24 protein-coding genes are annotated in these 25924 nt (G+C 57.8%); 16 read left to right on the forward strand and 8 right to left on the reverse strand.

The window, feature by feature from the left end:
• The first annotated feature begins 51 nt into the window (after positions 1 to 51).
• The 5 genes from AC2FJE_RS07560 (at position 52) to AC2FJE_RS07580 (ending at position 5943) form a co-directional block, all read left to right on the forward strand.
• Positions 52 to 966 carry a carbohydrate ABC transporter permease gene (locus tag AC2FJE_RS07560; RefSeq protein ID WP_058275594.1) on the forward strand — a complete coding sequence of 305 codons (915 nt, stop codon included), beginning with the start codon at positions 52 to 54 and terminating at the stop codon, positions 964 to 966.
• A gap of 10 nt (positions 967 to 976) precedes the next feature.
• Positions 977 to 1816: a carbohydrate ABC transporter permease gene (locus AC2FJE_RS07565; protein WP_496755168.1), complete on the forward strand. Its 840-nt coding sequence runs from the start codon at positions 977 to 979 to the stop codon at positions 1814 to 1816.
• Positions 1813 to 2847 carry a Gfo/Idh/MocA family protein gene (locus AC2FJE_RS07570; protein WP_282168924.1) on the forward strand — a complete coding sequence of 345 codons (1035 nt, stop codon included), beginning with the start codon at positions 1813 to 1815 and terminating at the stop codon, positions 2845 to 2847. Before AC2FJE_RS07565 ends, AC2FJE_RS07570 begins: the two co-directional genes overlap by 4 nt.
• Complete coding sequence (locus tag AC2FJE_RS07575; RefSeq protein ID WP_058275591.1) at positions 2844 to 3839, forward strand: ABC transporter ATP-binding protein; 996 nt, start codon at positions 2844 to 2846, stop codon at positions 3837 to 3839. The genes AC2FJE_RS07570 and AC2FJE_RS07575 overlap by 4 nt, the downstream gene beginning before the upstream one ends.
• A 214-nt stretch (positions 3840 to 4053) precedes the next feature.
• Positions 4054 to 5943 carry a PhoX family protein gene (locus AC2FJE_RS07580; protein ID WP_496755170.1) on the forward strand — a complete coding sequence of 630 codons (1890 nt, stop codon included), beginning with the start codon at positions 4054 to 4056 and terminating at the stop codon, positions 5941 to 5943.
• A gap of 52 nt (positions 5944 to 5995) precedes the next feature.
• Here the strand turns inward: AC2FJE_RS07580 and AC2FJE_RS07585 are convergent, their stop codons facing one another.
• Entirely contained in the window at positions 5996 to 6562 is a 567-nt protein-coding gene (locus tag AC2FJE_RS07585; RefSeq protein ID WP_496755173.1) for a tetratricopeptide repeat protein, read from the reverse strand.
• Positions 6563 to 6592: 30 nt separating this feature from the next.
• Complete coding sequence (locus tag AC2FJE_RS07590; protein ID WP_058275736.1) at positions 6593 to 7081, reverse strand: Lrp/AsnC family transcriptional regulator; 489 nt, start codon at positions 7079 to 7081, stop codon at positions 6593 to 6595.
• 102 nt (positions 7082 to 7183) lie between these two features.
• On the opposite strand from AC2FJE_RS07590, the gene putA reads away from it, so the two are divergent.
• Both putA and AC2FJE_RS07600 read left to right on the forward strand, forming a co-directional pair.
• The gene (gene putA, locus AC2FJE_RS07595; protein WP_496760828.1) at positions 7184 to 10585 is read left to right on the forward strand and encodes a bifunctional proline dehydrogenase/L-glutamate gamma-semialdehyde dehydrogenase PutA; all 3402 of its coding nucleotides are present in this window, start codon (positions 7184 to 7186) and stop codon (positions 10583 to 10585) included.
• A 42-nt stretch (positions 10586 to 10627) separates the two neighbouring features.
• Positions 10628 to 11371 (forward strand): rhomboid family intramembrane serine protease, encoded by a 744-nt coding sequence (locus AC2FJE_RS07600; RefSeq protein ID WP_496704744.1) that lies wholly within the window; start codon positions 10628 to 10630, stop codon positions 11369 to 11371.
• Positions 11372 to 11378: 7 nt separating this feature from the next.
• On the opposite strand, the gene AC2FJE_RS07605 is transcribed toward AC2FJE_RS07600, so the two are convergent.
• Entirely contained in the window at positions 11379 to 12200 is an 822-nt protein-coding gene (locus AC2FJE_RS07605) for an IclR family transcriptional regulator (protein WP_496704746.1), read from the reverse strand.
• A 190-nt stretch (positions 12201 to 12390) separates the two neighbouring features.
• Between AC2FJE_RS07605 and bhcA the strand changes: the two genes are divergently transcribed.
• The 4 genes from bhcA to bhcD are packed head-to-tail and all read left to right on the forward strand — an operon-like array spanning position 12391 to position 16734.
• Positions 12391 to 13581 (forward strand): L-aspartate--glyoxylate aminotransferase BhcA, encoded by a 1191-nt coding sequence (gene bhcA / locus AC2FJE_RS07610; RefSeq protein WP_496760829.1) that lies wholly within the window; start codon positions 12391 to 12393, stop codon positions 13579 to 13581.
• An 11-nt stretch (positions 13582 to 13592) separates the two neighbouring features.
• Positions 13593 to 14564: a beta-hydroxyaspartate dehydratase BhcB gene (bhcB, locus tag AC2FJE_RS07615; protein ID WP_496760830.1), complete on the forward strand. Its 972-nt coding sequence runs from the start codon at positions 13593 to 13595 to the stop codon at positions 14562 to 14564.
• 11 nt (positions 14565 to 14575) lie between these two features.
• Positions 14576 to 15739 (forward strand): 3-hydroxy-D-aspartate aldolase BhcC, encoded by a 1164-nt coding sequence (gene bhcC, locus AC2FJE_RS07620; RefSeq protein ID WP_496755183.1) that lies wholly within the window; start codon positions 14576 to 14578, stop codon positions 15737 to 15739.
• Positions 15740 to 15750: 11 nt separating this feature from the next.
• Entirely contained in the window at positions 15751 to 16734 is a 984-nt protein-coding gene (gene bhcD / locus AC2FJE_RS07625; protein ID WP_496755185.1) for an iminosuccinate reductase BhcD, read from the forward strand.
• Positions 16735 to 16791: 57 nt separating this feature from the next.
• Here bhcD and AC2FJE_RS07630 read toward each other — a convergent pair whose 3' ends face one another.
• The gene (locus AC2FJE_RS07630; protein WP_496755190.1) at positions 16792 to 17577 is read right to left on the reverse strand and encodes an inositol monophosphatase family protein; all 786 of its coding nucleotides are present in this window, start codon (positions 17575 to 17577) and stop codon (positions 16792 to 16794) included.
• 96 nt (positions 17578 to 17673) lie between these two features.
• On the reverse strand, positions 17674 to 18579 hold the full coding sequence (locus AC2FJE_RS07635) for a LysR family transcriptional regulator (protein ID WP_496760852.1): 906 nt from the start codon (positions 18577 to 18579) through the stop codon (positions 17674 to 17676).
• Between the two features lie 94 nt (positions 18580 to 18673).
• Here AC2FJE_RS07635 and metF point away from each other — a divergent pair, with 94 nt between their 5' ends.
• Positions 18674 to 19540, forward strand: coding sequence for a methylenetetrahydrofolate reductase [NAD(P)H] (gene metF / locus AC2FJE_RS07640; protein WP_109313221.1), 867 nt, complete (start codon positions 18674 to 18676; stop codon positions 19538 to 19540).
• A gap of 177 nt (positions 19541 to 19717) precedes the next feature.
• Complete coding sequence (locus AC2FJE_RS07645; protein WP_472723168.1) at positions 19718 to 20368, forward strand: J domain-containing protein; 651 nt, start codon at positions 19718 to 19720, stop codon at positions 20366 to 20368.
• A 50-nt stretch (positions 20369 to 20418) separates the two neighbouring features.
• Here the strand turns inward: AC2FJE_RS07645 and AC2FJE_RS07650 are convergent, their stop codons facing one another.
• Entirely contained in the window at positions 20419 to 20937 is a 519-nt protein-coding gene (locus tag AC2FJE_RS07650; protein ID WP_496760831.1) for a YHS domain-containing (seleno)protein, read from the reverse strand.
• Positions 20938 to 21187: 250 nt separating this feature from the next.
• Here AC2FJE_RS07650 and yghU point away from each other — a divergent pair, with 250 nt between their 5' ends.
• Complete coding sequence (gene yghU, locus AC2FJE_RS07655; protein ID WP_282151734.1) at positions 21188 to 22066, forward strand: glutathione-dependent disulfide-bond oxidoreductase; 879 nt, start codon at positions 21188 to 21190, stop codon at positions 22064 to 22066.
• A 43-nt stretch (positions 22067 to 22109) separates the two neighbouring features.
• On the opposite strand, the gene AC2FJE_RS07660 is transcribed toward yghU, so the two are convergent.
• On the reverse strand, positions 22110 to 22898 hold the full coding sequence (locus AC2FJE_RS07660; RefSeq protein WP_496755198.1) for an SseB family protein: 789 nt from the start codon (positions 22896 to 22898) through the stop codon (positions 22110 to 22112).
• Positions 22891 to 23478, reverse strand: coding sequence for a uracil-DNA glycosylase family protein (locus AC2FJE_RS07665; RefSeq protein WP_496755200.1), 588 nt, complete (start codon positions 23476 to 23478; stop codon positions 22891 to 22893). Before AC2FJE_RS07665 ends, AC2FJE_RS07660 begins: the two co-directional genes overlap by 8 nt.
• Before the next feature lie 230 nt (positions 23479 to 23708).
• Between AC2FJE_RS07665 and AC2FJE_RS07670 the strand changes: the two genes are divergently transcribed.
• Together AC2FJE_RS07670 and AC2FJE_RS07675 are read left to right on the forward strand one after the other, a co-directional pair.
• A complete protein-coding gene (locus AC2FJE_RS07670; RefSeq protein ID WP_282119017.1) occupies positions 23709 to 24368 on the forward strand; it encodes an ABC transporter ATP-binding protein in 660 nt (219 codons plus the stop codon).
• The gene (locus AC2FJE_RS07675) at positions 24346 to 25920 is read left to right on the forward strand and encodes a KpsE/RkpR family capsule polysaccharide export protein (RefSeq protein ID WP_282168937.1); all 1575 of its coding nucleotides are present in this window, start codon (positions 24346 to 24348) and stop codon (positions 25918 to 25920) included. The genes AC2FJE_RS07670 and AC2FJE_RS07675 overlap by 23 nt, the downstream gene beginning before the upstream one ends.
• Positions 25921 to 25924: the final 4 nt, after the last annotated feature.

Consider the following 25924-nt stretch of genomic DNA (forward strand, 5'->3'; position numbering starts at 1 on the left):
GGGCGGCGGTGATCGCCCGGGTATCCCCGACACCCCATTGAAAGCAGTCCCATGAACCGCCCCCGCTTCCGCTGGCATATCCTTGTGTTTCTTGCACCGGCCGTTCTTGTTTACACGGCGGTGATGATCTTCCCGCTGTTCAACACGCTGCGTCTGGCGCTCTACACCGAGATTGACCAAAGCCGCGTTTTCGTTGGATTGCAGAACTTTCAAACCCTGTTCTTTGATCCGATCTGGTCCGAACAGTTCTGGAACGCCTTGGGCAATAACTTCTGGTTCTTCCTGATCCACATGCTGGTTCAAAACCCGATCGGGATCGCCTTGGCCGCCCTGCTCAGCCACCCACGCCTGAGGTTTGCGGCCTTGTATCGGTCGGCGATCTTCATTCCCACGATCCTGAGCTTTGTGATTGTCGGGTTCGCGTGGAAACTGATCCTCTCGCCGATCTGGGGCATTGCGCCGTCAATGCTGGATGCTGTCGGGCTCAAGTCACTGTTTGCGCCCTGGCTGGGGAAAGAAGAATACGCGCTGACCACGCTGGCCTTGATCTCGGTCTGGCAGTTTGTCGGCATCCCGATGATGTTGATCTACGCCGCGCTGTTGACCATTCCCGAAGAAATTCTTGAGGCCGGAGAGATCGACGGAATCACCGGAACCGCGGCCTTCTGGAAGATCAAACTTCCGCTGATCCTGCCCTCGATCGGGATCATCTCGATCCTGACCTTCGTGGGGAATTTCAACGCATTCGATCTGATCTACGCGTCACAAGGCGCGCTGGCAGGACCGGACTTCTCGACCGATATTCTTGGGACCTTCATGTACCGCACATTCTTTGGCTTCCAACTTCAATTGGGTGACCCGCATATGGGTTCGGCTATCGCCGGGGCGATGTTCGCCATCATCCTTGTGGGTGTCTGTATCTACCTGTTCGGCATCCAGACCCGGATGCGCCGGTATCAATTGTGAGGGCCACGCGATGAACAAAGCACGTCATAACCACCTCAACATGGTCGCGATGCACGGCGCGCTGATCCTGTACACACTGATCGCGCTGTTTCCGGTCTTTGTTATCCTGATCAACAGCTTCAAATCCCGCCGCGCGATCTTTCGCGAGCCATTGGCTCTGCCCAATGCTGACAGCTTCTCGATGATTGGCTATGAGACGGTGATGAAGCAGGGGGACTTCTTCCTGTATTTCCAGAACTCGATGATCGTCACAGTGGCGTCGCTGTCCTTTATCCTGTTGTTCGGCGCGATGGCCGCCTATGCGTTGTCGGAATACCAGTTCAAGGGCAACCTGATCATGGGGCTGTATCTGGCGCTGGGGATCATGATCCCCATCCGTATCGGCACCGTGGCGATCCTTGAGATGATGGTGGCGACCGGGCTGGTAAACTCGCTCTGGGCGCTTATCCTGGTGTATACTGCCCAAGGGTTGCCATTGGCCGTATTCATCCTGTCCGAATTCATGCGTCAAGTCAGCGATGACCTGAAGAATGCCGGGCGCATCGACGGTTTGTCCGAATACACGATATTCTTTCGCCTTGTTCTGCCACTAGTCAGGCCCGCGATGGCGACCGTGGCCGTGTTCAACATGATCCCGATCTGGAACGACCTTTGGTTCCCGTTGATCCTCGCCCCAGCCGAAGAAACCAAGACCCTGACGCTGGGCAGCCAAGTGTTCATCGGCCAGTTCGTGACGGACTGGAACGCGGTCCTGTCGGCCCTGTCGATGGCAATCCTGCCGGTGCTTGTCCTGTATGTCATCTTCTCGCGCCAGCTGATCCGCGGCATCACATCCGGAGCAGTCAAATGACCCGCGTTCTGATTGCAGGCCTCGGCAATATGGGTTTGAGCCACGCGTTAGCCCATCACCACCACCCTGACGCGCAGATCGTTGGCTTGGTGAACCGGTCTGGTCGTGTGGATCATCCAGACCTTGCTGGCTATCCGGTGTTTACCGAATTCGACACGGCGCTGGCTGAAACGAAACCCGATCTGGTCGTGGTCGCCACCTACTCTGATAGCCACGCGGATTTCGCCTGCGCGGCGATGGAGGCTGGCGCACATGTGTTTGTTGAAAAACCGCTGGCCACTAATGTCGCCGACGCCCGGCGTGTCGTCGAAACAGCAACGCGGCTGAATCGTAAGCTGGTGGTTGGATATATCCTGCGCCATCACCCCTCTTGGATGCGGCTGATTGACGAGGCGCGCAATCTTGGCGGGCCCTACGTGTTCCGGTTGAACCTGAACCAGCAGTCGTCAGGCGCGGAATGGGAAACGCATAAGGCACTGATGCAGACGACTTCGCCCATTGTCGATTGCGGCGTGCACTATGTCGACGTGATGTGCCAGATCACCGACGCGCAGCCCGTCCGGGTGCATGGTATGGGCCTGCGCCTGTCGGATGAAATCGCGCCGGATATGTATAATTACGGCCAGTTTCAGGTGGTCTTCGACGACAGCTCTGTCGGCTGGTACGAGGCTGGATGGGGCCCGATGATGTCGGAGACCGCGTTCTTTGTGAAAGATATTGTGTCGCCCAACGGGTCGGTCTCGATCACCGACGGAAACAAGGGTGCGTCTGCCGACATCGACGGCCATACCAAAGTCGGCGGCTTGCTGGTCCATACACCGCAAGGCGACCACACGATCGAGATGCCGGACGAACCCGGCCATCAAGACCTTTGTGATGCTGAGCAGGCTTATATGCTGCGCGCCATCGCCGAAGATATCGACCTGACCCGTCATATGAATGACGCCGTCCAATCGCTCGCCATTTGTCTGGCTGCGGATCAAAGTATCCGAACCGGCCAGCCCGTTTCCCTTGAGGAGCCCGCATCATGACCGCCCTGACGCTGAACAATGTGAACAAGTCCTTTGGCAACGTGCATGTCCTGAAAGACATCACACTGGAAGTCGAAGAAGGCGAATTCGTCGTCTTTGTCGGACCGTCGGGCTGTGGCAAGTCCACCCTGTTGCGCGTGATTGCAGGGCTAGAGGATGCATCGTCAGGTGAGATCAACATTGGCGGGCAGCAAGTCAATCTGGTGCCACCATCCAAGCGTGGGATCGCGATGGTTTTCCAAAGCTATGCGCTCTACCCTCACCTCAGCGTTCGGGGCAATATGACCCTTGCGCTGAAGCAGGAAAAGCAGCCCAAATCGGAAATCGAAGGCCGTGTCGCCAAAGCCAGCCGGATGCTGAACCTTGAACCCTATTTGGACCGTTACCCGTCCGAGCTGTCAGGTGGCCAGCGCCAGCGCGTCGCCATCGGGCGCGCCATTGTGCGTGAACCTAAACTGTTCCTGTTTGATGAGCCGCTGTCCAATCTGGACGCCGCCCTGCGAATGAACACTCGGATCGAGATCGCCAATCTGCACCGTGCTTTGGATGCATCGATGATCTACGTCACCCATGACCAGACCGAAGCCATGACGTTGGCCGACAAGATCGTTGTTTTGCGCGATGGTCGGGTCGAGCAGATCGGTAGCCCGATGGAACTGTACAACAACCCCGCAAATCAATTCGTCGCCGGGTTCCTGGGCTCACCTTCCATGAACTTCCTGCCTGAAGCGTTAGTTCAAGAAAGCGGTCAGAACACGATCGGAATTCGCCCCGAGGACCTGTTCCTGTCAGATGACGGCCCGCTTGCCGCGCGTGTCAGCCATGTGGAAAAGTTGGGCGGGGACACCAATGTGATAGCCAAAGTTCAGGACCACGACGTCACAGCCCGTTTGTTTGGCCAGCATGCCATCGCCGAAGGTCAGGAGTTGCGATTCGGATATGCATCCGAGAAGGCCTATCGCTTTGACGAAGCAGGGCAGCGGCTGGCTTAAACCGGCATATTGCTGGGATCACACAACCTGATCATCACAACAACATTTTACCAAGATAACAAGCGCGGCTGGCAGAAAGCTTTGGTATGCTTTCGCCAGCCGATTGCTTTTTCTTGAGGGCCAAATGAAGTCATTAATAATGTTGTTAAGAACATGTCACAAAGTCGCCCTACATGCCTTTCATCGACTACTCTAAGACAGCCAGGAGCCATTCATGAAAGACGTTGATACCACCACCCTGTCCGCCGACGATTGGGACGAGCTGCATTTCCCCCGCCCCGAAGAAAACGATTTTGATCGCGTCGTCGAAAACGCCATCTCGCGCCGTGGGTTTCTGGCTGGCGTAGTGGCCTTTGGCTCGGGTGCCGCCGCAATGGGCACGGGCCTGCTGGGCTCAACTGCAGCACACGCTGTTACGGCTTCGCGCTTTGCCTTCACGCCGATCGCTGCCCAGACAGACGGCACTGTTCACGTACCTGAAGGCTATGAGTGGAAGGTTATGACGCGCTGGGGCGACCCGCTGTTTTCCGATGCCGACGGCTATGACATCACCGATGGTGGCCCAGTTGAAAAATCGGACCGCATCTTCGGTGAAAACACCGACGGGATGGAGACATTCTCGTTCCAGGGCCACGAGTTGATCGCGATCAACCACGAATACCCGAACCGCAAAATCAACCTGCCCGCCGCGCAGGAAGGTGTTCCGGCCAACGCCGACGATGTTCTGAAGTTGCAGAACATTCAGGGTGTCACCGTGATGGAAATCACCGAAGGCCCCGATGGCTGGTCGGTCGTCAAGGACAGCCCTTTCAACCGTCGTATCCACCATAACACGCCGATGAAGATCGTTGGCCCCGCAGCAGGTCACGACCTGCTGAAAACTGAAGCTGATCCGACCGGAACCACGTCGCTAGGTACGATGAACAACTGTGGTGCGGGTAAAACTCCGTGGGGTACCTACCTGACCTGCGAAGAGAACTTTAACGGCTACTTCGGGTCTAGCGATGAAAACGCCACTTACGACCAAAAGGTTGCAGATGGCTTCAAGCGCTATGGTGTGAAGGCCGAAAGCTGGAACGGCTATGAACTGTTCGATGCTCGTTTCGATACGTCGAAAAACCCGAACGAGCCGCACCGCGCGGGCTGGATCGTCGAAATCGACCCGACCAAGCCCGACAGCACGCCGGTCAAGCACACCGGTCTGGGCCGTTTCAAGCACGAGAATGCCGAGGTCACTCTGGCCGCAGATGGTCGTGTTGTTGTCTACATGGGCGACGATGAGCGGGGCGAGTACCTGTACAAGTTTGTTTCGAACGGCACCTACCAACCGGGAGGTGAAACCGAGGGCCTGCTGAACGACGGCACGCTCTACGTCGCCAAGTTCAACGACGACATGAAGGGCGAATGGCTGGCTCTGACACCGGAAACCACCGGGATGGACGAAGCCGATATCGCAGTCTTTACCCGTATGGCCGCGTCCAAGGCCGGCGGCACGACCATGGACCGCCCTGAATGGGTCGCATCCAGCCCTGTTGCGGTAGAAGCGTATTGCTGTCTGACCAACAACAAGAACCGCGGCGTGAAGGCTAACGCCGGTGGAGATGACACCTCGGTCAACGCCCCCAACCCGCGCGAGGCCAACAAGTACGGTCAGATCGTGCGCTGGCGCCCCGCAAATGACGACCACGCCGCCGAAGGGTTCGATTGGGACCTGTACGTGATGGCGGGCAATCCGACGGTTCACTCGGACGATCGCGCCGGCTCGGCAAACGTGAATGAAGGGAACCTGTTCAACTCGCCCGATGGCATGGTGATAGACTCGACCGGGTTGATCTGGATCCAGACGGACGGCAATGACGACAATGAAGGAGACTTCGCAGGCAACGGCAACAACCAGATGCTGGTTGGTGACCCGATCACCGGCGAGATCGCGCGCTTCATGACCGGCCCGAACGGCTGTGAGGTTACCGGTCTCGCCTGGTCCAGCGATCTGCGCACCATGTTTGTCGGCATTCAGCACCCCGGCAGCAATTGGCCGGACGGCGGCACGCCACGGTCGTCGGTTATAGCAATCAAACGTACCGATAACGGTCTGGTCGGCTAATCCCCACAAAACCTATACGCCCCCGACCTTGCGGTTTCGGGGGCGTTTTGTTTCAAATGTCCTCACCCGGTATGGCAAGTGGCCCACCCGGTGCCATGAGATGGCGCTCTGAAAGCCACGGGTTCAGCTCCAACGCCTGAGACAACGCTTCTCGCGCCTCGTCCATGCGCTTTAGTCCCATCAGGGTCAGCGCACGGCCACTGATCGCGGCGACGTGGTTGGGAGACAGCTCGATTGCCTTGTCCAAGTCAGGCAGCGCGGATTGAAAATCCTGACGCAGGTAGTGGGCGAATGCGCGTTGGTTGTACCCTTCGGCGTAGGACGGGCAGTACGCGACAAGCTTGTCAAAATCTTCAATCGCGCCCAGCAAGTCCCACGCATTTCGACGTGTCATGCCACGGTCCAGAACGGCCTGAGCACTTTCGTCCGGGGCATCGGTCCATAACTCCCATAACTGACCGGACAGTGCACGAGCGGACTGTTCGGTTTCAGCGCTCTGTATTTGTTCCAGAACCGCCGATACATCTGCGGAATGGTCTGGCGCGGCAGGGCAGTCTTGCGCATTGGCCACAAAAACGGTCGCAGCATAGAAAATTGAGGCGTAAGCAAAGCGTTTCATGCGCCAATGGTGACGCGTGCAACGTGTTCGTCAACCCATCGCATCCAAGGCCCCAGACATCCCGGTCTCTTTCACAGCCTCCATCGCGACAAAGGTTGAAGTGCTGGCGACATGCGGCAATGATGAGATCTTTTCGGCCAGAACCGCGCGGTATTCCGACATAGACCCGGTGCGAATTTTCAGAAGATAGTCAAAATTCGACGCAATCATATGGGCTTGTTCGATCTCAGGCACTTTACGAACGGCCGCGTTGAAATCGGCTAAAGCTCTCTCGCGCGTGTCAGTCAATCGGACTTCGACAAAGGCTACGTGGTCCAAACCAAGGCGAATGGGGTCCAGCAAGGCACGATATCCGGTAATGATGCCATCAGCCTCAAGTCTCTTCACACGTGCTTGAGTTGGGGATTTCGAAAGCCCGATACGCCGCGCGAGATCGGCGATGGGGATCCGGCCGTCCTCGGCCAGAATCGCCAGAATTGATGTGTCAAACCGATCCAGCCCCGGAAAGTCTTTTTGCATCGCCCAAACCTCAAAAAACAGGCTGATCGCCTGACCAAAGACAAAACTAAGGCAATCGTCCCGAAAAATCGACACTATATTACTCAAAAGACCGGAGGACACATGTCACACAGCCTGCGCGCCCGCATTGATGCCAAAACCTATGCCGATCCGTCGAGAATTCTTGACGCGTTGATCGCAAATGCTGATCTGAGCGAAGCCGACCGCGCCGCGATCTGCGCGGCTGCGGCGCAATTGGTGCTTGATATCAGGTCCAGCACCTCACCCGGTATGATGGAAGTGTTCCTGGCCGAATACGGCCTGTCCACCGACGAAGGCATCGCGTTGATGTGTCTGGCCGAGGCGCTGCTGCGCGTCCCCGATGCCGACACCATCGACGCGCTGATCGAGGACAAGATTGCCCCGTCGGATTGGGGCAAGCATCTGGGTCAATCCTCATCGTCTCTGGTCAATGCGTCCACATGGGCCCTGATGCTGACAGGCAAGGTGCTGGATGAAGACAAGACCTCTCCGGTCGGTGTCTTGCGCGGTGCGATCAAACGGCTGGGCGAACCCGTAATCCGAACGGCCGTCGGGCGCGCGATGAAGGAAATGGGTCGCCAGTTTGTCTTGGGCGAGACCATCAAATCCGCCATGGATCGCGCAAGCGGGATGGAGGCAAAGGGCTACACCTATTCCTACGACATGCTGGGCGAAGCCGCGCGAACCGAAGCCGATGCCGCCCGCTATCACCTGTCCTACTCACGGGCGATTGCTGCAATCGCCGAAGCCTGCATTCACGACGATATCCGGGCCAATCCGGGGATTTCCGTCAAACTGTCGGCGCTCCATCCACGCTATGAGTTGGCGCAAGAAGCAGAAGTCATGGAAGAACTGGTGCCCCGGTTGCGGGCGTTGGCCCTTTTGGCCAAGGCGGCAGGCATGGGCCTGAATGTGGACGCTGAGGAAGCAGATCGCCTGTCCTTGTCTTTGCAGGTGATCGAGGCGGTGATGGCCGAACCGGCCCTGGATGGTTGGGGCGGCCTGGGTATCGTCGTTCAGGCTTATGGCCCGCGCGCCGGGATCGTGCTGGACACACTGTATGACATGGCTGGGCGTCACGATCGAAAGCTGATGGTTCGTTTGGTCAAAGGGGCCTACTGGGATACCGAGGTCAAACGAGCTCAGGTTGAAGGCATCGATGGCTTTCCCGTGTTCACCCGCAAGGCGGCCACGGACATTTCTTACATCTCGAATGCGCGCAAACTGCTGGGTATGACCGATCGAATTTACCCGCAATTTGCCACCCACAACGCCCATACGGTCAGTGCGATCCTTCACATGGCCGATGACCAGCCATTCGAGTTCCAGCGCCTGCATGGAATGGGCGAAACCCTGCACCAGCTTGTCAAAGACCAAAACAACACACGGTGCCGGATCTATGCGCCGGTCGGGGCGCATCGGGACCTGCTGGCCTATCTGGTGCGGCGTCTGCTGGAGAACGGTGCAAACTCATCATTCGTTAACCAAATCGTGGACGAGAACGTTCCGCCGGAAGAGGTCGCCGCTGATCCGTTCCTGACCATTGTGGATCAGACACGACCGCTGCCAACCGGACCGAACCTGTTCCAACCCGAACGCGTGAATTCGAAGGGTTTCGACCTTCACCACACCCCGACACTGGACAAGATCGACGCCGCGCGGGATGCTTTCCGGGCGCACCATTGGTATGCCCAGCCGCTGCTGTCCGGCGATGCAAGCCCGGAACAGGACCAACCGGTCACCAATCCGGCCCAATCACAGGATCGTCCCGGAGCAATCGCCCCCGCCAGCGCCGAGGATGTCGAGCTTGCCCTGAATTCCGCGGCACCGTGGCAGGCACCACCAGCAGAACGGTCGCGTATTTTGAATACTGCTGCCGATCTATATGAGGCTCATTTTGGCGAGCTTTTCGCCTTGCTCGCGCGCGAGGCAGGTAAGTCCCTGCCCGATGCCGTTGCCGAACTGCGTGAGGCGGTCGATTTCCTGCGCTACTACGCTGCGAACATTCCCGATGCGGAACCGGCAGGCGTTTTCACCTGCATCAGCCCATGGAACTTCCCGCTCGCTATCTTCACAGGCCAGATTTCAGCAGCCTTGGCCACAGGCAACGCAGTTCTGGCCAAGCCCGCACCACAAACGCCACTGATCTCGCATCGGGCCGTTCAATTGCTGCACGAGGCCGGAGTTCCCCGCGACGTGCTGCAATTATTGCCCGGCGGCCCGTCCGTTGGTGCGGCGTTGACCTCTGATCCGCGTGTATCCGGCGTGGCGTTTACCGGATCGACGGCGACCGCGTTGAAAATACGCGCAGCCATGGCCGACAACCTGCGCCCCGGCACGCCTCTGATCGCCGAGACCGGCGGATTGAACGCGATGATCGTGGACAGTACCGCCCTGCCCGAACAAGCTGTTCAATCCATCATCGAAAGTGCGTTTCAATCTGCCGGGCAGCGGTGTTCTGCCTTGCGGTGTCTCTATGTCCAGGAAGATATCGCCGACGATTTGCTGACGATGCTAACCGGTGCGATGCAGGTTCTGCAGGTCGGAGATCCTTGGTTGATCTCAACCGATTGCGGACCGGTTATTGACGAGACCGCGCGCCAGGGCATTGCAGATCACGTTGCCAATGCCCGCGCCGAAGGCCGCGTCTTAAAAGACACGCCTATACCGCCGGAAGGGACATTCATCGCCCCAACACTTATTGAGATACCCGGCATTTCCGCGCTGAAGCGTGAGATTTTTGGCCCTGTCCTGCATGTCGTTCGCTTCAAGGCATCTGAGATTGATCAGGTGATCGCCGACATTAACGCAACCGGGTACGGACTGACATTTGGTTTGCACACACGCATTGACGACCGGGTGCAACACATCACCGAAGCGGTGCATGCGGGCAATATCTACGTCAACCGCAACCAAATCGGCGCCATCGTAGGATCTCAGCCATTTGGCGGTGAGGGGCTTTCGGGCACTGGCCCCAAGGCGGGTGGACCGAATTACATGACGCGGTTCTGCGCCCCGGACCGGCAGCAGTCCGACGAACAATGGGAACACCCAATGAGCGAGCTTCCCGATGTTCAGGGTACGCCCGCGTCGGTGCAGACCCAATCCCTGCCCGGCCCGACGGGCGAATCCAACCGGTTGAGCGAATTCGCACGCCCGCCATTGCTGTGCATGGGACCCGGAACCGAGGCCGCGCGCGCGCAAGCCGACTCCGTTCAGGCGCTGGGTGGTACGGCCATTCAGGCGACCGGTTCGTTAGACTTGCATCGGTTGGAGAACGTGACCGGGATATCGGGCGTTCTTTGGTGGGGCGATGACGACACAGCGCGTGAGATCGAACGTCACCTCGCCCGCCGGGACGGTCCGATCCTGCCGCTGATCCCCGGCCTTCCGGACCGCGCACGAGTTCTGGCCGAGCGCCACCTGTGCGTTGATACAACAGCCGCGGGCGGCAATGCCGCATTGCTTGGGGGTGCGGCGTAAGCATGCCTTGACGCTGGGCCGGGAAAAGCCCAGCGTCGCCTCATGTTTCCAATCCGCGACCATAACCCTTCGGGGCGAACACCCTATGTCGTCTATCTGCTGATGGCGGCCAATATCCTGATATTCCTCAGCTATGTGGGTATCATGAACGATGTCCGGCTGATCAATCAGCTGTACTACGACTATGCGATTATCCCGGCGCGGATCACGGACGGTTTTGCTTTTGAGACGCTGGTGACCTCGATGTTCCTGCACGGAGGTTGGATGCATCTGGCCGGAAACATGCTGTTCCTGTGGATTTTCGGCGACAACCTCGAAGATGAAATGGGCCACCTGCCCTTTCTGCTGTTCTATATTGCAGCCGGAATCGGGGCGGGTCTGATCCATGTTTTCACAGCGCCGGGCTCGGTCGTGCCGACCATTGGCGCATCCGGTGCGATTGCGGGTGTCATGGGTGGTTACTTGCTGCTGTTCCCCAAGGCCCGCGTGGATATCCTGCTGATCCTCATTGTCTATTTCCGCATATTCACAATACCTGCCTTTGTCATGCTGGGGGTTTGGTTGGCTATGCAGTTCTTTGGCAGTCTGGCCAGCAACCCGGACGAAGGCGGGGTGGCCTATTGGGCGCATACGGGTGGGTTTTTCGTGGGTCTGATCTTGTGCATCCCAATCTGGCTGCGGCGCGGCGGCACTGATTTTTGGGGCCGAACCCACGGCCATCCGCCGCATCCTGAACACAAGTACAAGCTAACTCAGTCGCGTATTCCCCGCGTACCCCGCAGGTAGCAGGGCTTCAGGTTTTCGGGGTCTGGCCGCCGCTAAGATGGGTGATTTCCCGCGCTGCGGCCAGAACCAATTCACCCAGCGCATGCGCTCGATCCGCGCCAAACCGAGCGGTCGGACCCGATACCGAGATCCCTGCACATGGCTCCCCCCGGTCATTGAAAATCGCCGAGCCGATACAGGACATGCCCTGATATCTTTCTTCTCGGTCATGCGACCAGCCGCGTGCACGGGTCTTGGAAAGATCCTGTTGAAGTCCGTCGCCCGGTATCTGCGTGTTCGCGGTGAATTCCACCGGATCAATTGCCTCTAGCGTTTTGGCCAACCCCGTTTCGGTCATCGCGGCAAGGATCGCCTTGCCGGTGCCCGAGGCATACATCGGCGTTCTTGCCCCGGGCGGGAAAAAGGCGCGAATGGGGTTCGGAGTTTCGACCTGCCCGACAAAGACCACCTCGGACCCATCCGGAACCGCCAGGTTGGCGGTCTCACCGCTCTCCTGCATAAGGCGTCTCAGGATTGGGCGCCCGATTTCAAGCACACTGTTGCGGCGCAGGAACGAGGCGCCGGTCCGATATGCCTCGATCCCGATCATCCATTCCTGACGTTCGTCGTCAAAGGCCACAAAGCCGTGTTTCTGCAAGGTCACCAGAATGCGGTGCGTCGTGGCCGTCGGCACATCGATCTCGCGTGCCAGATCGCTGAGCGCTGCGCGTTCCAGACGGGCCACCGTTGTCAGAACACCCAGTGCCCGATCCAGCGATTGCATAGTCCCGGCCGAACTTGCCTTGAACAGGGATTTGGGCCTGCCGCGCGGTCTTTTCTGATTGTCCATCACCCTACTCCCTTGCTCTACGCCAGAATATTTCTGAACCATCCATTTTTGAGGTCCAAAAATGAAAAACGAAAAACCGCATAAATACAGCGCGTTAAATATTTAATCGCAAAAATGAAAATACTTTTCAAGAAAATTGCACGTCGTGAGGTTTTCCCGGACACTTACACCCAAAGCGGAGGAATAACAGATGTCCAACCAAAACCCGGTTTTCATACCCGGCCCAACCAACATCCCAGACCGGTTGCGTCTTGCCATGCAGGTTCAGACGCAGGATCACCGCGCACCGGATTTTGTCGAAACCTTTGCGCCCGTTCTTGAGGACACAAAAAAGGTGTTCGGCACCACGACCGGCCAGATCGTGACCTTCCCAGCCAGCGGCACCGGTGGGTGGGAAGCGGCCGTGACCAACACACTCAGCCCCGGCGACAAGGTTCTGGTTGCGCGCTATGGCGTGTTCAGCCATCGCTGGATCGACTTGTGCGAGCGGCACGGGCTGGACGTTCAGATTGTCGAATGCCCTTGGGGCACCGGCGCGCCCGCTGATCAGTTTCAGGCCGCCTTGGCCGATGATACCGCGCACGAAATCCGCGCTGTTCTGGTGACCCACAACGAAACGGCCACCGGGGTGCGTTCGGACATCGCCGCGGTTCGGCAGGCGATGGACTCGGAAAACCATCCCGCGATGCTGTTTGTCGATTGCGTCAGCTCTCTGGCCTCGATGCCGTTCGACTTTGACGCTTGGGGCGTCGATATCGCCGTATCGGGGTCGCAAAAGGGGTTTATGCTGGCGACCGGAATGGCAATTCTGTGCGTCAGCCCCAAGGCACAGGACGCGATGAAAAGCGCCAAGCTGCCGCGCACTTTCTTTGACTTCGACGATATGATGGCAGCCAATGCATCGGGCGGGTTTCCCTATACGCCGCCGCTGCAATTGATCTACGGCATGCGCGAAAGCCTCAAGATGCTGTTCGAAGAAGGGCTTGAGAACGTTTATGCCCGGCATTTCCGACTGGCCGAAGGTGTGCGCCGCGCCGTTGACGCATGGGGGCTGAAACTGGTCGCGCAATCGCCCGATCTGTATTCTGACACTGTCAGCGCGATCTACGTGCCAGACGGGTATGATAGCAACACACTGACTGACCACGCGTTCAATGCTTATGGCGTGTCCTTTGGTATTGGACTTGGTCAACTGAATGGTAAGGCGTTCCGCATCGGCCATCTGGGCAGTCTGACGGATGTGATGGTTCTGTCCGGCCTTAGCACAATCGAGATGGCGATGGCCGATCTGAACTATCCGATCACTTTGGGCAGCGGGGTCGCGGCCGCACAGGATTTCTATCGCACCGGCCCATCTGACCGCGCCCAGGCCGCAGCCTGAGGAGGATGGCAATGCTGGATCACATCCCCGCAGCCGATCTGACGATCGACGATATGCGCGCTGCGCATGAACGGATCAAACCCTTCATCCGGCGCACGCCGATCATGGAGTCGGATTATTTGAACAACCTGACCGGAGCGCAGCTGTTCTTTAAATGCGAGAACTTCCAAGAGGCTGGTGCGTTCAAAGTACGCGGTGCGAGCAATGCGGTTTTCGGCCTGAGTGATGATATGGCGACCAAGGGTGTTTGCACACACTCCAGTGGCAACCACGCTTTGTCCCTGTCTTATGCCGCCGGACGGCGGGGTATTCCCTGTAACGTGGTGATGCCGCGCACTGCGCCGCAAGCCAAGAAGGACGCCGTGCGCCGCTATGGAGGTACGATCACGGAGTGCGAGCCGTCAACCTCATCCCGCGAGGCGACCTTTGCCGAAGTTCAAGCCAGAACAGGCGGAGAGTTCGTGCACCCTTATAACGACCCGCGCGTCATTGCGGGTCAGGCCACTTGCTCGGCCGAAATGTTGGAACAGACAGACGGAGTGGATGCGGTCATCGCCCCGATCGGAGGCGGGGGCATGGTCTCGGGCACGTGCCTGACTGTTTCGAACCTGGCCCCCGACACCGCGATCTATGCCGCCGAGCCAGAACAGGCGGACGACGCATACCGGTCCTTCAAAGCAGGTCACATCATCGCCGACGACGCGCCAAAAACGATCGCCGACGGGCTGCTGGTGCCGCTAAAAGAGAATACGTGGCACTTCGTGTCCCGAAATGTGACCGACATTTTCACCGCCTCTGACGACGAGATCATCGAAGCGATGAAGCTGACGTGGAAATACCTGCGCGTCGTGATGGAGCCGTCATCGGCCGTGCCTCTGGCAACCATACTCAAGAACCCGGACGTATTCCGCGGCAATCGCGTCGGCGTGATCATCACCGGCGGCAACGTGGATCTGGACAAACTGCCCTGGCTGAAAGGGTAAGGAGGAACGACATGAACAAACCTGTGAACATCAAAGAACTGGAAGTCGGGTTCGACATCCCCGCTGCCATCGGTATGGATGAAAGCGAAATCCAAACCCCTTGCCTGATCCTGAATCTCGATGCGCTGGAGCGGAACATCAAGAAGATGGGCGATTATGCGAAGGCCCACGGTATGCGCCACCGCGTGCACGGCAAGATGCACAAATCCGTCGACGTCGCCAAGCTACAAGAACAGCTCGGCGGTGCGGTTGGCGTCTGCTGTCAAAAGGTATCTGAGGCTGAGGTTTTCGCGCGGGGCGGCATCAAGGATGTCCTCGTGTCGAACCAGGTCCGCGACCCGGCCAAGATCGACCGATTGGCGCAACTGCCCAAATTGGGCGCGCGCACTATTGTGTGCGTGGACGACATCGACAATGTCGCCGACCTGTCCAAAGCCGCTGTCGATCACAGCACGGAGCTTGAAGTCTTTGTCGAAATTGACTGCGGTGCAGGTCGGTGCGGCGTGACCACGACCCAAGCCGTTGTCGATATCGCAAAAGCTGTCAACGCTGCGCCCAACCTGAAATTTACCGGCATTCAGGCCTATCAGGGCGCGATGCAGCACCTCGACACCTATGAGGCGCGCAAAGAGAAGCTGGATACAGCCATCGCCATGGTCAAAGACGCAGTTGACGGTTTGAAAGCCGAAGGCATCGAATGTGAACTGGTCTCGGGTGGCGGAACAGGATCATACTACTTCGAGAGCAATTCAGGCGTTTACAACGAGTTGCAGTGCGGATCCTACGCTTTCATGGATGCGGATTATGGGCGCATTCTGGACGAGAACGGCAAACGGATCGATCAGGGCGAATGGGAAAACGCGCTGTTCATTCTGACCAGCGTTATGAGCCATGCCAAGACTGACAAGGCCATCTGCGACGCCGGCCTCAAGGCGCAATCGGTCGATAGCGGCCTGCCCTTCATCTTTGGGCGCGACGATGTGGAATACCTCAAATGTTCGGACGAGCACGGTGTCATCGGCGACCCCGACGGCGTTTTGAAGGTGAACGACAAGCTTCGGCTTGTGCCCGGACATTGTGATCCCACCTGCAACGTCCACGATTGGTACGTCGGCGTGCGCGACGGCAAGGTTGAGGCGCTGTGGCCCGTGTCGGCCCGCGGAAAGGCTTATTGATGAGGGATGCTATGACCACGCAAGATGGCCTGCTGATAGTGGGCGAAGACCTGTGCGAACAGCTGGTGGGCCGCCAACAGGCATTTGACGCGGTCCAATCCGTGTTTGGTGCGATGGCCAACGGCGGGGCACGGAACTTTCCTGTCGTTCGCGAGGCACTGGGTTATGCCGATGCACTGTATGGGTTCAAATCCGGTTTTGATCGGGATGGACAGGTTTTGGGCGTTAAGTCTGGCGGCTATTGGCCGGGCAATGCCGAACAAGGATTGACCAATCACCAATCCACGGTGTTTCTGTTCGATCCCGACACGGGACGGCTTTCGGCATTGGTGGGTGGCAACTACCTAACAGCCGTGCGAACAGCAGCTTCATCAGCGGTTTCCATCGCACATCTTGCCCGAAAAGACGCCAAAGTGCTGGGCATGGTTGGCGCCGGACATCAGTCGGCCTTCCAGCTACGCGCCGCCGCTGAACAGCGGGACTTTGAAAAAGTTGTCGCCTGGAATCCGCACCCGGACATGCTGCCGCGTTTGGCGGCTGTCGCCGAGGAAATCGGACTGGAATTCGAAGCCGTCAGTCAACAAGAGCTGGGTGCCCAATCGGATGTCATCATCACCATCACCTCGGCGTTCGAGCCGCTATTGATGAAAGACTGGATCAAACCCGGCACGCATCTGGCCTGTATGGGCACAGACACGAAAGGCAAGATGGAGGTCGACCCGGCGCTGGTCGCCTCGGCCACCGTTTTCACCGACGAGGTCGCGCAATCCGCGACGATTGGCGAGGCACAGCACGCCATGGGAAGCGGCACTTTGACCGAAACACAGATCACCCCAATTGGTGCGGTCATCAACGGCGATCACCCCGGGCGGAGCAGTGCTGACGAGATCACCCTGTTCGACGGAACTGGCGTGGGTCTGCAGGACCTCGCTGTTGCATCCGTCGCCGCGCGGCTGGCGGACGAAGCAGGTCTGGCACAACGCGCGACCCTTTGAAAACAAAAAAAAGCGCGCCTCAATCGGGGCGCGCTTACGGAATTGCTATATGGCCAGTCAGCCTCGGATCACCTTGGAAAACTGATCGAAAATCGGCTCGTTCGAACAGATCACTTCACCGTCGTCCAAAACGTTGCCTTCAGGGTTTAGCGCCTGAACAAATCCGCCCGCTTCTTGGACGATGATGATCCCTGCGGCCACATCCCAGGAATTCAGGCGACGCTCCCAAAAGCCTTCGTAACGCCCCGCTGCCACATAAGCCATGTCCAGCGCGGCGGCACCCCAGCGGCGCACACCGGCACAAGCAGGCATTAGACGCGCCAGATCCTGCAGGGTCGCAGGCAGGTCCGAACGGCCACCAAAAGGCAGGCCCGTCGAGAAAATCGACTCGATCATCCGATGACGGCCCGACACGCGGATACGCATGTCGTTCATCCAAGCGCCTTCGCCTTTTTCGGCAAAGAACATCTCATCCTTGGCGGCGTCATAGATAACACCGGCGACGATCTTGCCCTTATGTTCCAGCGCGATTGAGATCGCCCAGTGCGGCAGGCCGTGCAAGAAGTTCGTGGTGCCGTCCAGCGGGTCGACAATCCAGCGGCGGGTCGGGTCTTCGCCCTCAATCACGCCACCCTCTTCGGCCAGCCACCCGTAGGTCGGGCGCGCGCCCAGCAGTTCCTCTTTCAGGATCGCCTCGGCAGCAATGTCAGCTTTGGACACAAAGTCGCCTGCGCCTTTCATCGAAACCTGAAGGTTCTCGACTTCACGGAAATCCTTGACCAAAGAACGCCCCGCCTTACGCGCGGCTTTGATCATGATGTTGAGGTTTGCACTGCCAACCATTGTCCAAAGGCTCCTGTCCGGTCAAACCGCGCGTATACTGATGCAAAGCGCCCTTGCCAAGAGGAATGATGCGCATAGCAGACCCGCGTTTTTTGCCTATTGCTCTTGCAGCTTGCGCGCCTCGGTTTCGGCCAGCTTGATCAGCTCTTGTACGAAAGGTTTTTCTAGGTCCTCGCTGCGCACTGCCGCGTAAAGCCTGCGGGTGATGCCGCCCTTGGTCAGGGGGCGAGTGACGTAGTCGGAACTGTACTTCACTTCGCGCACAACCCAGTCAGGCAGCACCGAAATACCGCGGTTCGACGCGACGAGCAAAAGGATCACTGCAGTCAATTCGACCTGCCGGATTGCGGCCGGCTCGACCCGCGCGGGTATCAGCAACTGGCTGAACACATCCAGCCGGGTGCGCTCGACCGGATAGGTAATCAGGGTTTGCCCACGGAAATCCTCGGCCTCGATGAACTCTTTCTGCGCCAACGGGTGGGATGATGCAGCGACAAAGACGGCATCATAGTCAAACAGTTCAATGAACTCGATGCCCGGCAGGTCCTCGGGGTCGGACGAGACAACCAGATCCACCTCTTCTTTTTGCAGTGCTGGCAGGGCGTCGAATGCCAAACCTGGGCGGATATCAACGTCCACATCACCCCATGATTTCCGGAAAGATTCAAGAACTGGAAACAGCCATTCGAAACACGCGTGACATTCGATCGCGATATGCATCCGCCCAGCGCGCCCATCCCGAAGCGCCGAGAATTCCTGTTGTGTGGCCTGAACTTGCGGCAATATCTGTTCGGCTAAACGCAACAGGCGCAGCCCGGCCGCAGACAGTTTCATCGGCTTGGACCGGCGCAGGAACAATTCAACCCCCGCCTGATCCTCTAACCCTTTGATTTGGTGGCTCAGAGCCGATTGGGTGATGTTCAATTGATCCGCCGCACGGGCCAAACCACCACATTCATGGATCGCCTTGATCGTACGCAGGTGGCGGAATTCGATGTGCATTACAGCGATACTCATGTTGTTCTTGAATAATATGAGTTTGTCTCACATTGCCCGAACTGGCACAAGTGCTCTGCACCAACCAAATGAGGCCGAGATGACCAAGCCAGAAATTTCATTCGAGTTCTTTCCGCCCAAGACGCTCGAAGCCTCGTTTCGTCTTTGGGACACGGTCCAGACTCTGGCCCCTTTAGAGCCGCGCTTTGTCTCGGTCACCTATGGTGCGGGTGGCACAACGCGGGAACTGACCCGTGATGCGGTGGCGACCCTGCACAAATCCTCGGGGCTGCCTGTTGCCGCCCATTTGACATGTGTTGATGCCTCGCGGCAGGAAACGCTGGAAATCGCGGATACTTTCGCGCGCGCGGGCGTTCAGGATATCGTTGCCCTGCGCGGTGATCCGCCAAGCGGTCAGGATCGTTTTGAGCCACACCCCGAAGGTTTTGCAAATTCGGTTGAACTGATCTCAGCCCTGGCTGAGACCGAGATGTTCAACATTCGGGTCGGCGCCTACCCCGACATTCACCCCGAGGCACAAAACGCCCGCACCGATATTGATTGGCTCAAAGCCAAACTGGATGCAGGGGCAGACGAGGCCCTGACCCAGTTCTTTTTTGAGGCCGAGACGTTTTTCCGGTTCCGGGACGCCTGTGAAAAAGCCGGCATCGACAAGCCCATCGTGCCCGGCATCCTGCCGATCGAGAACTGGAAGGGTGCACGCAATTTTGCCAAACGATGCGGCACGCGCATTCCCCAATGGGTCGAACAGGCGTTTGAAAAGGCCGTGCGCGACGATCGTGAGGATTTGCTGGCTACAGCATTGTGTACCGAGCTGTGCTCGGACCTGATCGACGGGGGCGTGGACAAGCTGCATTTCTACACGCTGAACCGGCCGGAATTGACGCGTGATGTGTGTTTTGCCCTTGGCATAACGCCGAAGGCTGATCTGCAAAACGTGGCCTAATCAGGTCGGCCCGAAAGACAGTATCCCACTGCGGGGAAAGAAACTAAGAACAATTGCCGCGACGCGCTGCAATTGTTCCCGTAAGCACTTCAATTTTGCGTGAAATTTGACAAATTCAACGTCCTGCACAAACTGAAGGAGTGACGTTTTTTTGTTTTGTAATGAGTAAATTGGGTTATGGAAACTGTTGAGAAGATCAGAGCCCGCACAGAAGCACTGCATGCTCTGGGGTTGGATCAAAACGCCAGTTCGGACGACATCAGAAGCGCCTGGCGGGACATTGCGTTCCATGGTCATCCAGACCAAGCCAAGGGCGATAGCTCCGGATTTACCCGCGCCAAGGATGCATATGATTTTTTGCGTAAAGAAGGGCTGGCGGGTAAGGGTGTTGGATCGGGAAAACCGCGGCGCCCGAAACTGCGCCGTCGTATTCTGACACTGGAAACCGCCGATATCAACGCATGCCGCGCCCTGTTGAACAACGCGTTGCCGGACCGATCAGACGAGGTTGAAACACCGGATTCCGAGCTGATGTGCAAGTCGGACCATGTGCCCGATGCGGTCGGGTTCTTTGGCCGCCATTTGACATTCTTTGTCTCAACGCCGGTCTATGAAGGTGCAAACCGGGTGGCATTGCCCACGTCGGTTTTGGCGAGCTCACGCCAGACGGAAACCGAGGTACTGAATTTCCAGTCCAACGACTCTGGCGGCGGCGAGGTTGTTGTACCCGAAGCGATTACTGCGCGTACGTTCCCTGGGGCCAAAAGCGTTCGCATTCGGTTCGATGCCGATCAGCAAATGCGGGACGAATTCTCGTTTGCGCATTGACGAAAAAGCCCGGCTTAAATGCGCCGGGCTTTGGCTTGGTGAGTGGCCACTTAGTTTGGAATCGGGCCTTCCGATGTGAATTTCGGGATCACGCTGGAGGATGCGGCATCGGGTTCGATCCCCGGCCAGTTGCCTTCGGCGAGGTTGATATTGCCGGGCACATCTTCTTCCCAGAAACCGACGACGACATCGGTGATGTTCAGATAAAGCTTGTCGTCGACAATGCGCCACAGGTTCGGGTTCGCAGGGACTTTGCCGCCCTTCGAAACACCGTATGCGCAATGTCCGTCATATTGCGGCGCGTAGAAGGCTGGGTTCTCCTGAAATCTATCGCGGTTCTCTTCAGACGAAAATGCCCAGGTGGCACCATTGTATTCCGCGGTGATGTCTGCACGGCCGCGTACAGGTGCGGGCTGAGATTGACCAACCGCAACCTGATCTAGACCACGGTATGCGACGACATCGTAGCCGGACACGGCGAACCCGGTGCCGTCAATATACTGGTCACCAGCAAAGGCCGGAGCGGCAAGGGTCAGAGCCGCAGCTACAGTCAGGGCAAAACGTTTCATGGTGGTAAGTCCTTTTGTCCTCGGGGTTGTTGATTTGCCCGAACTTGCGGGTCTGAACATACAATAGGCGATTCAGACCGCTTGCGAAGTCCCCCTCGCGTCGCTGTGACGTTGAATGAGAATTCGTGAGATGTAGGGTGAGGATTGTTACAAAAACGCTGCGCTCTGGGGGGTTGGACTTGGTGCTTTGCAACATTAGCTGTTGTGATGGACGGACAATTCACCTGCACTTTGCGAAGAAAGGCAAGAAATGAGCGAGCAACCGACCTATACGCCCCCAAAGGTCTGGACATGGGACAGCCAGAATGGCGGCCAATTTGCCAACATCAATCGCCCAATCGCTGGCGCCACCCACGACAAGGATCTGCCGATTGGACGGCACCCTCTGCAGCTCTATTCACTGGCCACGCCGAACGGCGTTAAAGTGACCGTGATGCTGGAGGAACTGCTGGCGCTGGGTCACGAAGGTGCCGAATACAACGCCTGGCTGGTCAATATCGGCGAAGGCGATCAGTTCAGCTCGGGCTTTGTCGGCGCCAACCCAAATTCGAAAATCCCCGCTCTTTGGGATCGCTCGGGCGATAAGCCGACACGCGTGTTCGAAAGCGCGTCGATCCTGTTTCATCTGGCCGAAAAGTTTGGTGCGTTTTTGCCCGCGTCCGGACCGGAACGTACGGAAGTCATGAACTGGGTCTTCTGGCAGATGGGCAGTGCACCCTATCTGGGCGGTGGGTTTGGCCATTTCTACGCCTATGCGCCGGAAAAGTTCGAATACCCAATTGACCGCTTTACGATGGAGACTAAGCGCCAGCTGGACGTTCTGGATCGCGAACTGGCCGACAAGACGTATATCGCAGGCGAGGATTACACCATCGCGGATATGGCGATCTGGCCATGGTATGGCCAGCTGGTTTTGGGCCGCCTTTACAGCGCCGCCGAGTTCCTAGACGTGGAATCCTACAAGAACGTCATGCGGTGGGCCAAGGCGATCGACGCACGCCCTGCCGTTCAGCGGGGCCGCATGGTCAACCGCCCGTTCGGTGAGCCACATACCCAGCTGCACGAACGTCACGAGGCCAGCGATTTCGAAACCCGCACCCAGGACAAACTGGAAGCAGCTGCGGAATAATCACAAAAAGCCCCGCAGATCAGTTGTGCGCGGGGCTTTTTTCCTACCTCAGAATAGGCGGTTTATCCGGGTTGCTGCCGGGTGTCGTCTGCGCGACAACACGCGCCTCTGGCTGTGGCAGATCGAACCGCAAACCGATCCGCGCCAATGAGGCAGCAGCCTGATCGTGTGCACCGAAGAACCCGACATCCATTGCCCCGGCCTCAATCCCGGAAAACGTCAGCGCCTCGGACGCGGCCTTGGCCAGTGCGGGCTCTGCCCCTTCTACCGCACCAATGAACCCAAGCAGGTGACCGGAACCGCCGCCTTCGGACTTCGTTCCCACCAAATATGCAGCTTCCGCCAGCCCAACTGCGGTGGCAAGTTTTGCGTCTAGCGCGGTCAACAGATCGTCGGGCAGGCCCGCAGGGGGCAAGAACTCTGCCAACCGTTGCTGAACCTCCTCTGGCTCATGCTGCAGAGTTTCCGCCAGCCAGCCCAGCGCCTCGGACGGGATCAGCATAGAGGACGGCGCAACTTCGAGGTTGAGGCCCAGCCCAATCCCTTGCCCCGCGAGCATGGAGGACAACACCCGGCCCGAAAGCGCCACATAAGGGACAGGACGTTCGGCAAACTGCGCCAACCGGTCCTCTCGGTCAAAGGCCAGCACAAAGCGCCCATCGGCGACGTCGAACAACTCGGGTGAGATGTTTTCGCCCTTCGCCTCTTCTGTCAGCATCAAAAACAGCTCGCTATCGGCAAGCCGTTCGAAGAACCGCAATCGCGCTGCATCATCTTGTGGGGCGGCAGTCATTGCGGCGTAGGCAGTGTCCAGAGCCGTGGTTTCAGTCATTCAGAACCTCTTGCACCCGTGCACGCAGAACCGGCAGAAGGTCGGTCTGGAACCACGGGTTTTTCTTCATCCATGCCGTATTCCGCCACGAGGGATGAGGCAAGGCAAAGACGCGCGGCGCATGGTCCCGCCAGTTGCGAACCGTTTCCGTCACCGAGCTGCGCACATGCAGGTGGTATTTATGAGCGTGCCCACCCACCAAAATAGTAAGGGGTATTTCCCCCAGCGTTTGCATGACTTTGTTGTGCCAGGTTTGCCCGCAGACGGGGGGCGGCGGCAAATCCGCCTTGCGCGCATCATACCCCGGAAAGCAAAAAGCCATCGGCACGATCGAAACCTGTGACCGATCGTAGAACACAGCTTCATCCACCCCAAGCCAGTCCCGTAAGCGATCTCCGGACGGATCGGTGAACGGTCGGCCCGACTCATGCACCCGTGCGCCAGGGGCCTGACCGGCAACCAAAATCGGCGTTCCCGGCTGAAACCAGACCACTGGGCGCGGCTGATGCGCGGTCTCTGTCGCAGCAAATCTTTCCGCGCAAATACGGCAGGCCGAGATTTCTTTCTGTAGCGAATTCATCAGATGGCAAGGTTTCCTGCATCAAATTGGTTGACGGTCACCCTGAAAGATAGTCAACGCAATGCGTGGGTCCAACCGATGGAAAAGTCACATTACCAACAGCACACGTGCCGGTACATTGATCATTGCCACCAAAACTCGACATAATATGGCCCACATAAAACGTAGGATAACAACCCGATTACCGGCACATCCGGTACTTATAAAATGGTGCAAGCAGCAGGCCCTCAATGCTTGAGTTTGAAAATGTCAGTAAGTCCTTCTGGACCGGGACACGCCGCAAGGTGATCCTGGACAGTGTCTCGTTTCGGGTTCAATTGGGCCGTTCGATTGGCATTCTTGCACCTAACGGAACCGGCAAGACTACCTTGATCAATATGATGGCCGGCCTGGAAAAGCCCGATGAAGGCGTGATTCGAAAGTCCTGCCGAGTGTCTTTTCCTATGGGTTTCACCGGAGGTGTCGCAAACAAACTGTCCGCCCTGGAAAACGCGCGCTACGTCGCCAACATCTACGGGATGGACCCCGATTACGTCGAAGCCTACTGCAAATGGCTATGCGGATTGGGGGAGTATTTCAACCAACCTTTGGCCACTTACTCCAGCGGTATGAAAGCGCGCTTTACGTTTGCGTTGATGTTGGCCCTGGATTTCGACATGTACCTGATTGACGAAGGGATGCCGGCGTCGACGGATGTGGAATTCAACAGGAAGGCCGGCGACATCCTTCGGGAAAAACTACGCACGACTACAATGGTGATCGTGTCGCACAGTCCCGCCGTGCTGGAGAAATTTGCGCAAGAGGCTGCCGTTTTGATGGATGGCCAGCTTTATATGTTCGACACCTTGGAAGAGGCAAAGCAGCTATATGACTACCAAACCCAAGGCTAGCATCTACAACTGGCGCCGCAAACGCCGCAACGCGGGAACGGAAGAAGACCGCGCTGATGCCATTTCACGCATTCGCAACGCGACCCAGCCACCCACTGCGGCCAATGACTCGGAGTCCAATACCGAGATTGACGCCATCAAACGCGAGGGACTGACCGGGCGCCAATTGCGGTTGGCACGCAGATTGGCGCAAAAGAACGGCCTAGAGGCGACCTCGGACTATGATGCGGTGCGTTTGCTACGCCAAAAGGGCATCGATCCGTTTCATCGCGCCAATTTGCTAGGGATGGCCGGTGAAACGGCACAGACCGAGGATCAAGCCAAGGACAAAGTCACGATTCATTTGCCGCAAACGGTCAGTGAAGGTGGAAAGACCCTGCCCGGGCCCGAGATGTCTCCTGCGCAACGACGCGAGCTTGAAATTGGCGAGATACAAAAAGACATCGCCCGCCGTCGCCGTCGCAAACTGCTTGCCCTGTTTGCCCGCCTGACGGTTTTCGTCTTCCTGCCCACCTTTATTGTCGGGTTCTATTTCTACCGTGTGGCGACGCCCATGTATGCCAGCGACTCGGCCTTTTCGATCCTGCAGGCGGACGGGGGCGGTGCAGCTTTTGGCGGGCTTTTGGCGGGCACACAATTCGCCACCGCACAGGATTCTGTCGCTACTCAGGAATTTCTTGAGTCCAAGGATGCGCTGCTGAGGCTTGAACGTGACATGGGCTTCGCAGAGATTTTCCAGCAAGACTGGATCGACCCTATTCAACGGCTTTCGCCGGACGCCACGCTGGAAGAGGCCTACAAGCTTTTCCGACGCATGATCACCATCGGATACGACCCGAGTGATGGCATTATCCGAATGGAAGTTGCGGCACCTGATCCGCAGATTTCGGTGGCCATCTCTGACCGTCTTCTGTCCTACGCCGAAGAAACCATAAACGGGCTCACAGAACTCAAGCGCGAGGACCAGATGCGCGACGCGCTGGATGGTTTTGAAATGGCACAGAAGGAGCGCAGGAGGGCGCAGGAAGATCTGATCGAACTTCAGATTCAAGGCGCGCTGCTGGACCCGCAAAACGTCATCGTCAGCTTGCGCGGCCGCATCGACGCCCTAGAAACACAGATTCAAGAAAAAGAGCTGCAGCTGGCCGCATTGCTGGACAACCGTCGTCCAAACCAGGCCAAGGTGGATGGTGCCCGCGCTGACATCGCGCGGCTTGAGGCTGTGTTGGAAGAACTCAACTCGGAAATGCTGGATGTGTCTGCAGGCGAAAACTCGCTTGCCCGGCTCAGTTTACGAATTCAGATGGCACAAGCCGATCTTGTTGCCAGGGACATGATGCTGCAGACAGCCATGCAGCAAATGGAAACCACGCGGACCGAAGCAAACCGCAAAGTGCGCTATCTGACAGTATCTGTGAGGCCGGTGCCAAGTCAGGAACCCACCTATCCGCGCAAGTTCGAAAATACGATTTTGGCTTTTCTGTTGTTTGCTGGTATCTACCTGTTGATCTCGCTTACCGCGTCGGTCCTTCGTGAACAGGTATCCTCGTAAGACA

The sequence above is a fragment of the Ruegeria sp. CDSC002 genome (assembly GCF_059610905.1).

Coding starts and splice junctions, on each gene's coding strand:
- AC2FJE_RS07560 (WP_058275594.1), top strand. CDS start 52: ATGAACCGCCCCCGCTTCCGCTGGCATATCCTTGTGTTTCTTGCACCG.
- AC2FJE_RS07565 (WP_496755168.1), top strand. CDS start 977: ATGAACAAAGCACGTCATAACCACCTCAACATGGTCGCGATGCACGGC.
- AC2FJE_RS07570 (WP_282168924.1), top strand. CDS start 1,813: ATGACCCGCGTTCTGATTGCAGGCCTCGGCAATATGGGTTTGAGCCAC.
- AC2FJE_RS07575 (WP_058275591.1), top strand. CDS start 2,844: ATGACCGCCCTGACGCTGAACAATGTGAACAAGTCCTTTGGCAACGTG.
- AC2FJE_RS07580 (WP_496755170.1), top strand. CDS start 4,054: ATGAAAGACGTTGATACCACCACCCTGTCCGCCGACGATTGGGACGAG.
- AC2FJE_RS07585 (WP_496755173.1), bottom strand. CDS start 6,562: ATGAAACGCTTTGCTTACGCCTCAATTTTCTATGCTGCGACCGTTTTT.
- AC2FJE_RS07590 (WP_058275736.1), bottom strand. CDS start 7,081: ATGCAAAAAGACTTTCCGGGGCTGGATCGGTTTGACACATCAATTCTG.
- putA (WP_496760828.1), top strand. CDS start 7,184: ATGTCACACAGCCTGCGCGCCCGCATTGATGCCAAAACCTATGCCGAT.
- AC2FJE_RS07600 (WP_496704744.1), top strand. CDS start 10,628: ATGTTTCCAATCCGCGACCATAACCCTTCGGGGCGAACACCCTATGTC.
- AC2FJE_RS07605 (WP_496704746.1), bottom strand. CDS start 12,200: ATGGACAATCAGAAAAGACCGCGCGGCAGGCCCAAATCCCTGTTCAAG.
- bhcA (WP_496760829.1), top strand. CDS start 12,391: ATGTCCAACCAAAACCCGGTTTTCATACCCGGCCCAACCAACATCCCA.
- bhcB (WP_496760830.1), top strand. CDS start 13,593: ATGCTGGATCACATCCCCGCAGCCGATCTGACGATCGACGATATGCGC.
- bhcC (WP_496755183.1), top strand. CDS start 14,576: ATGAACAAACCTGTGAACATCAAAGAACTGGAAGTCGGGTTCGACATC.
- bhcD (WP_496755185.1), top strand. CDS start 15,751: ATGACCACGCAAGATGGCCTGCTGATAGTGGGCGAAGACCTGTGCGAA.
- AC2FJE_RS07630 (WP_496755190.1), bottom strand. CDS start 17,577: ATGGTTGGCAGTGCAAACCTCAACATCATGATCAAAGCCGCGCGTAAG.
- AC2FJE_RS07635 (WP_496760852.1), bottom strand. CDS start 18,579: ATGCACATCGAATTCCGCCACCTGCGTACGATCAAGGCGATCCATGAA.
- metF (WP_109313221.1), top strand. CDS start 18,674: ATGACCAAGCCAGAAATTTCATTCGAGTTCTTTCCGCCCAAGACGCTC.
- AC2FJE_RS07645 (WP_472723168.1), top strand. CDS start 19,718: ATGGAAACTGTTGAGAAGATCAGAGCCCGCACAGAAGCACTGCATGCT.
- AC2FJE_RS07650 (WP_496760831.1), bottom strand. CDS start 20,937: ATGAAACGTTTTGCCCTGACTGTAGCTGCGGCTCTGACCCTTGCCGCT.
- yghU (WP_282151734.1), top strand. CDS start 21,188: ATGAGCGAGCAACCGACCTATACGCCCCCAAAGGTCTGGACATGGGAC.
- AC2FJE_RS07660 (WP_496755198.1), bottom strand. CDS start 22,898: ATGACTGAAACCACGGCTCTGGACACTGCCTACGCCGCAATGACTGCC.
- AC2FJE_RS07665 (WP_496755200.1), bottom strand. CDS start 23,478: ATGAATTCGCTACAGAAAGAAATCTCGGCCTGCCGTATTTGCGCGGAA.
- AC2FJE_RS07670 (WP_282119017.1), top strand. CDS start 23,709: ATGCTTGAGTTTGAAAATGTCAGTAAGTCCTTCTGGACCGGGACACGC.
- AC2FJE_RS07675 (WP_282168937.1), top strand. CDS start 24,346: ATGACTACCAAACCCAAGGCTAGCATCTACAACTGGCGCCGCAAACGC.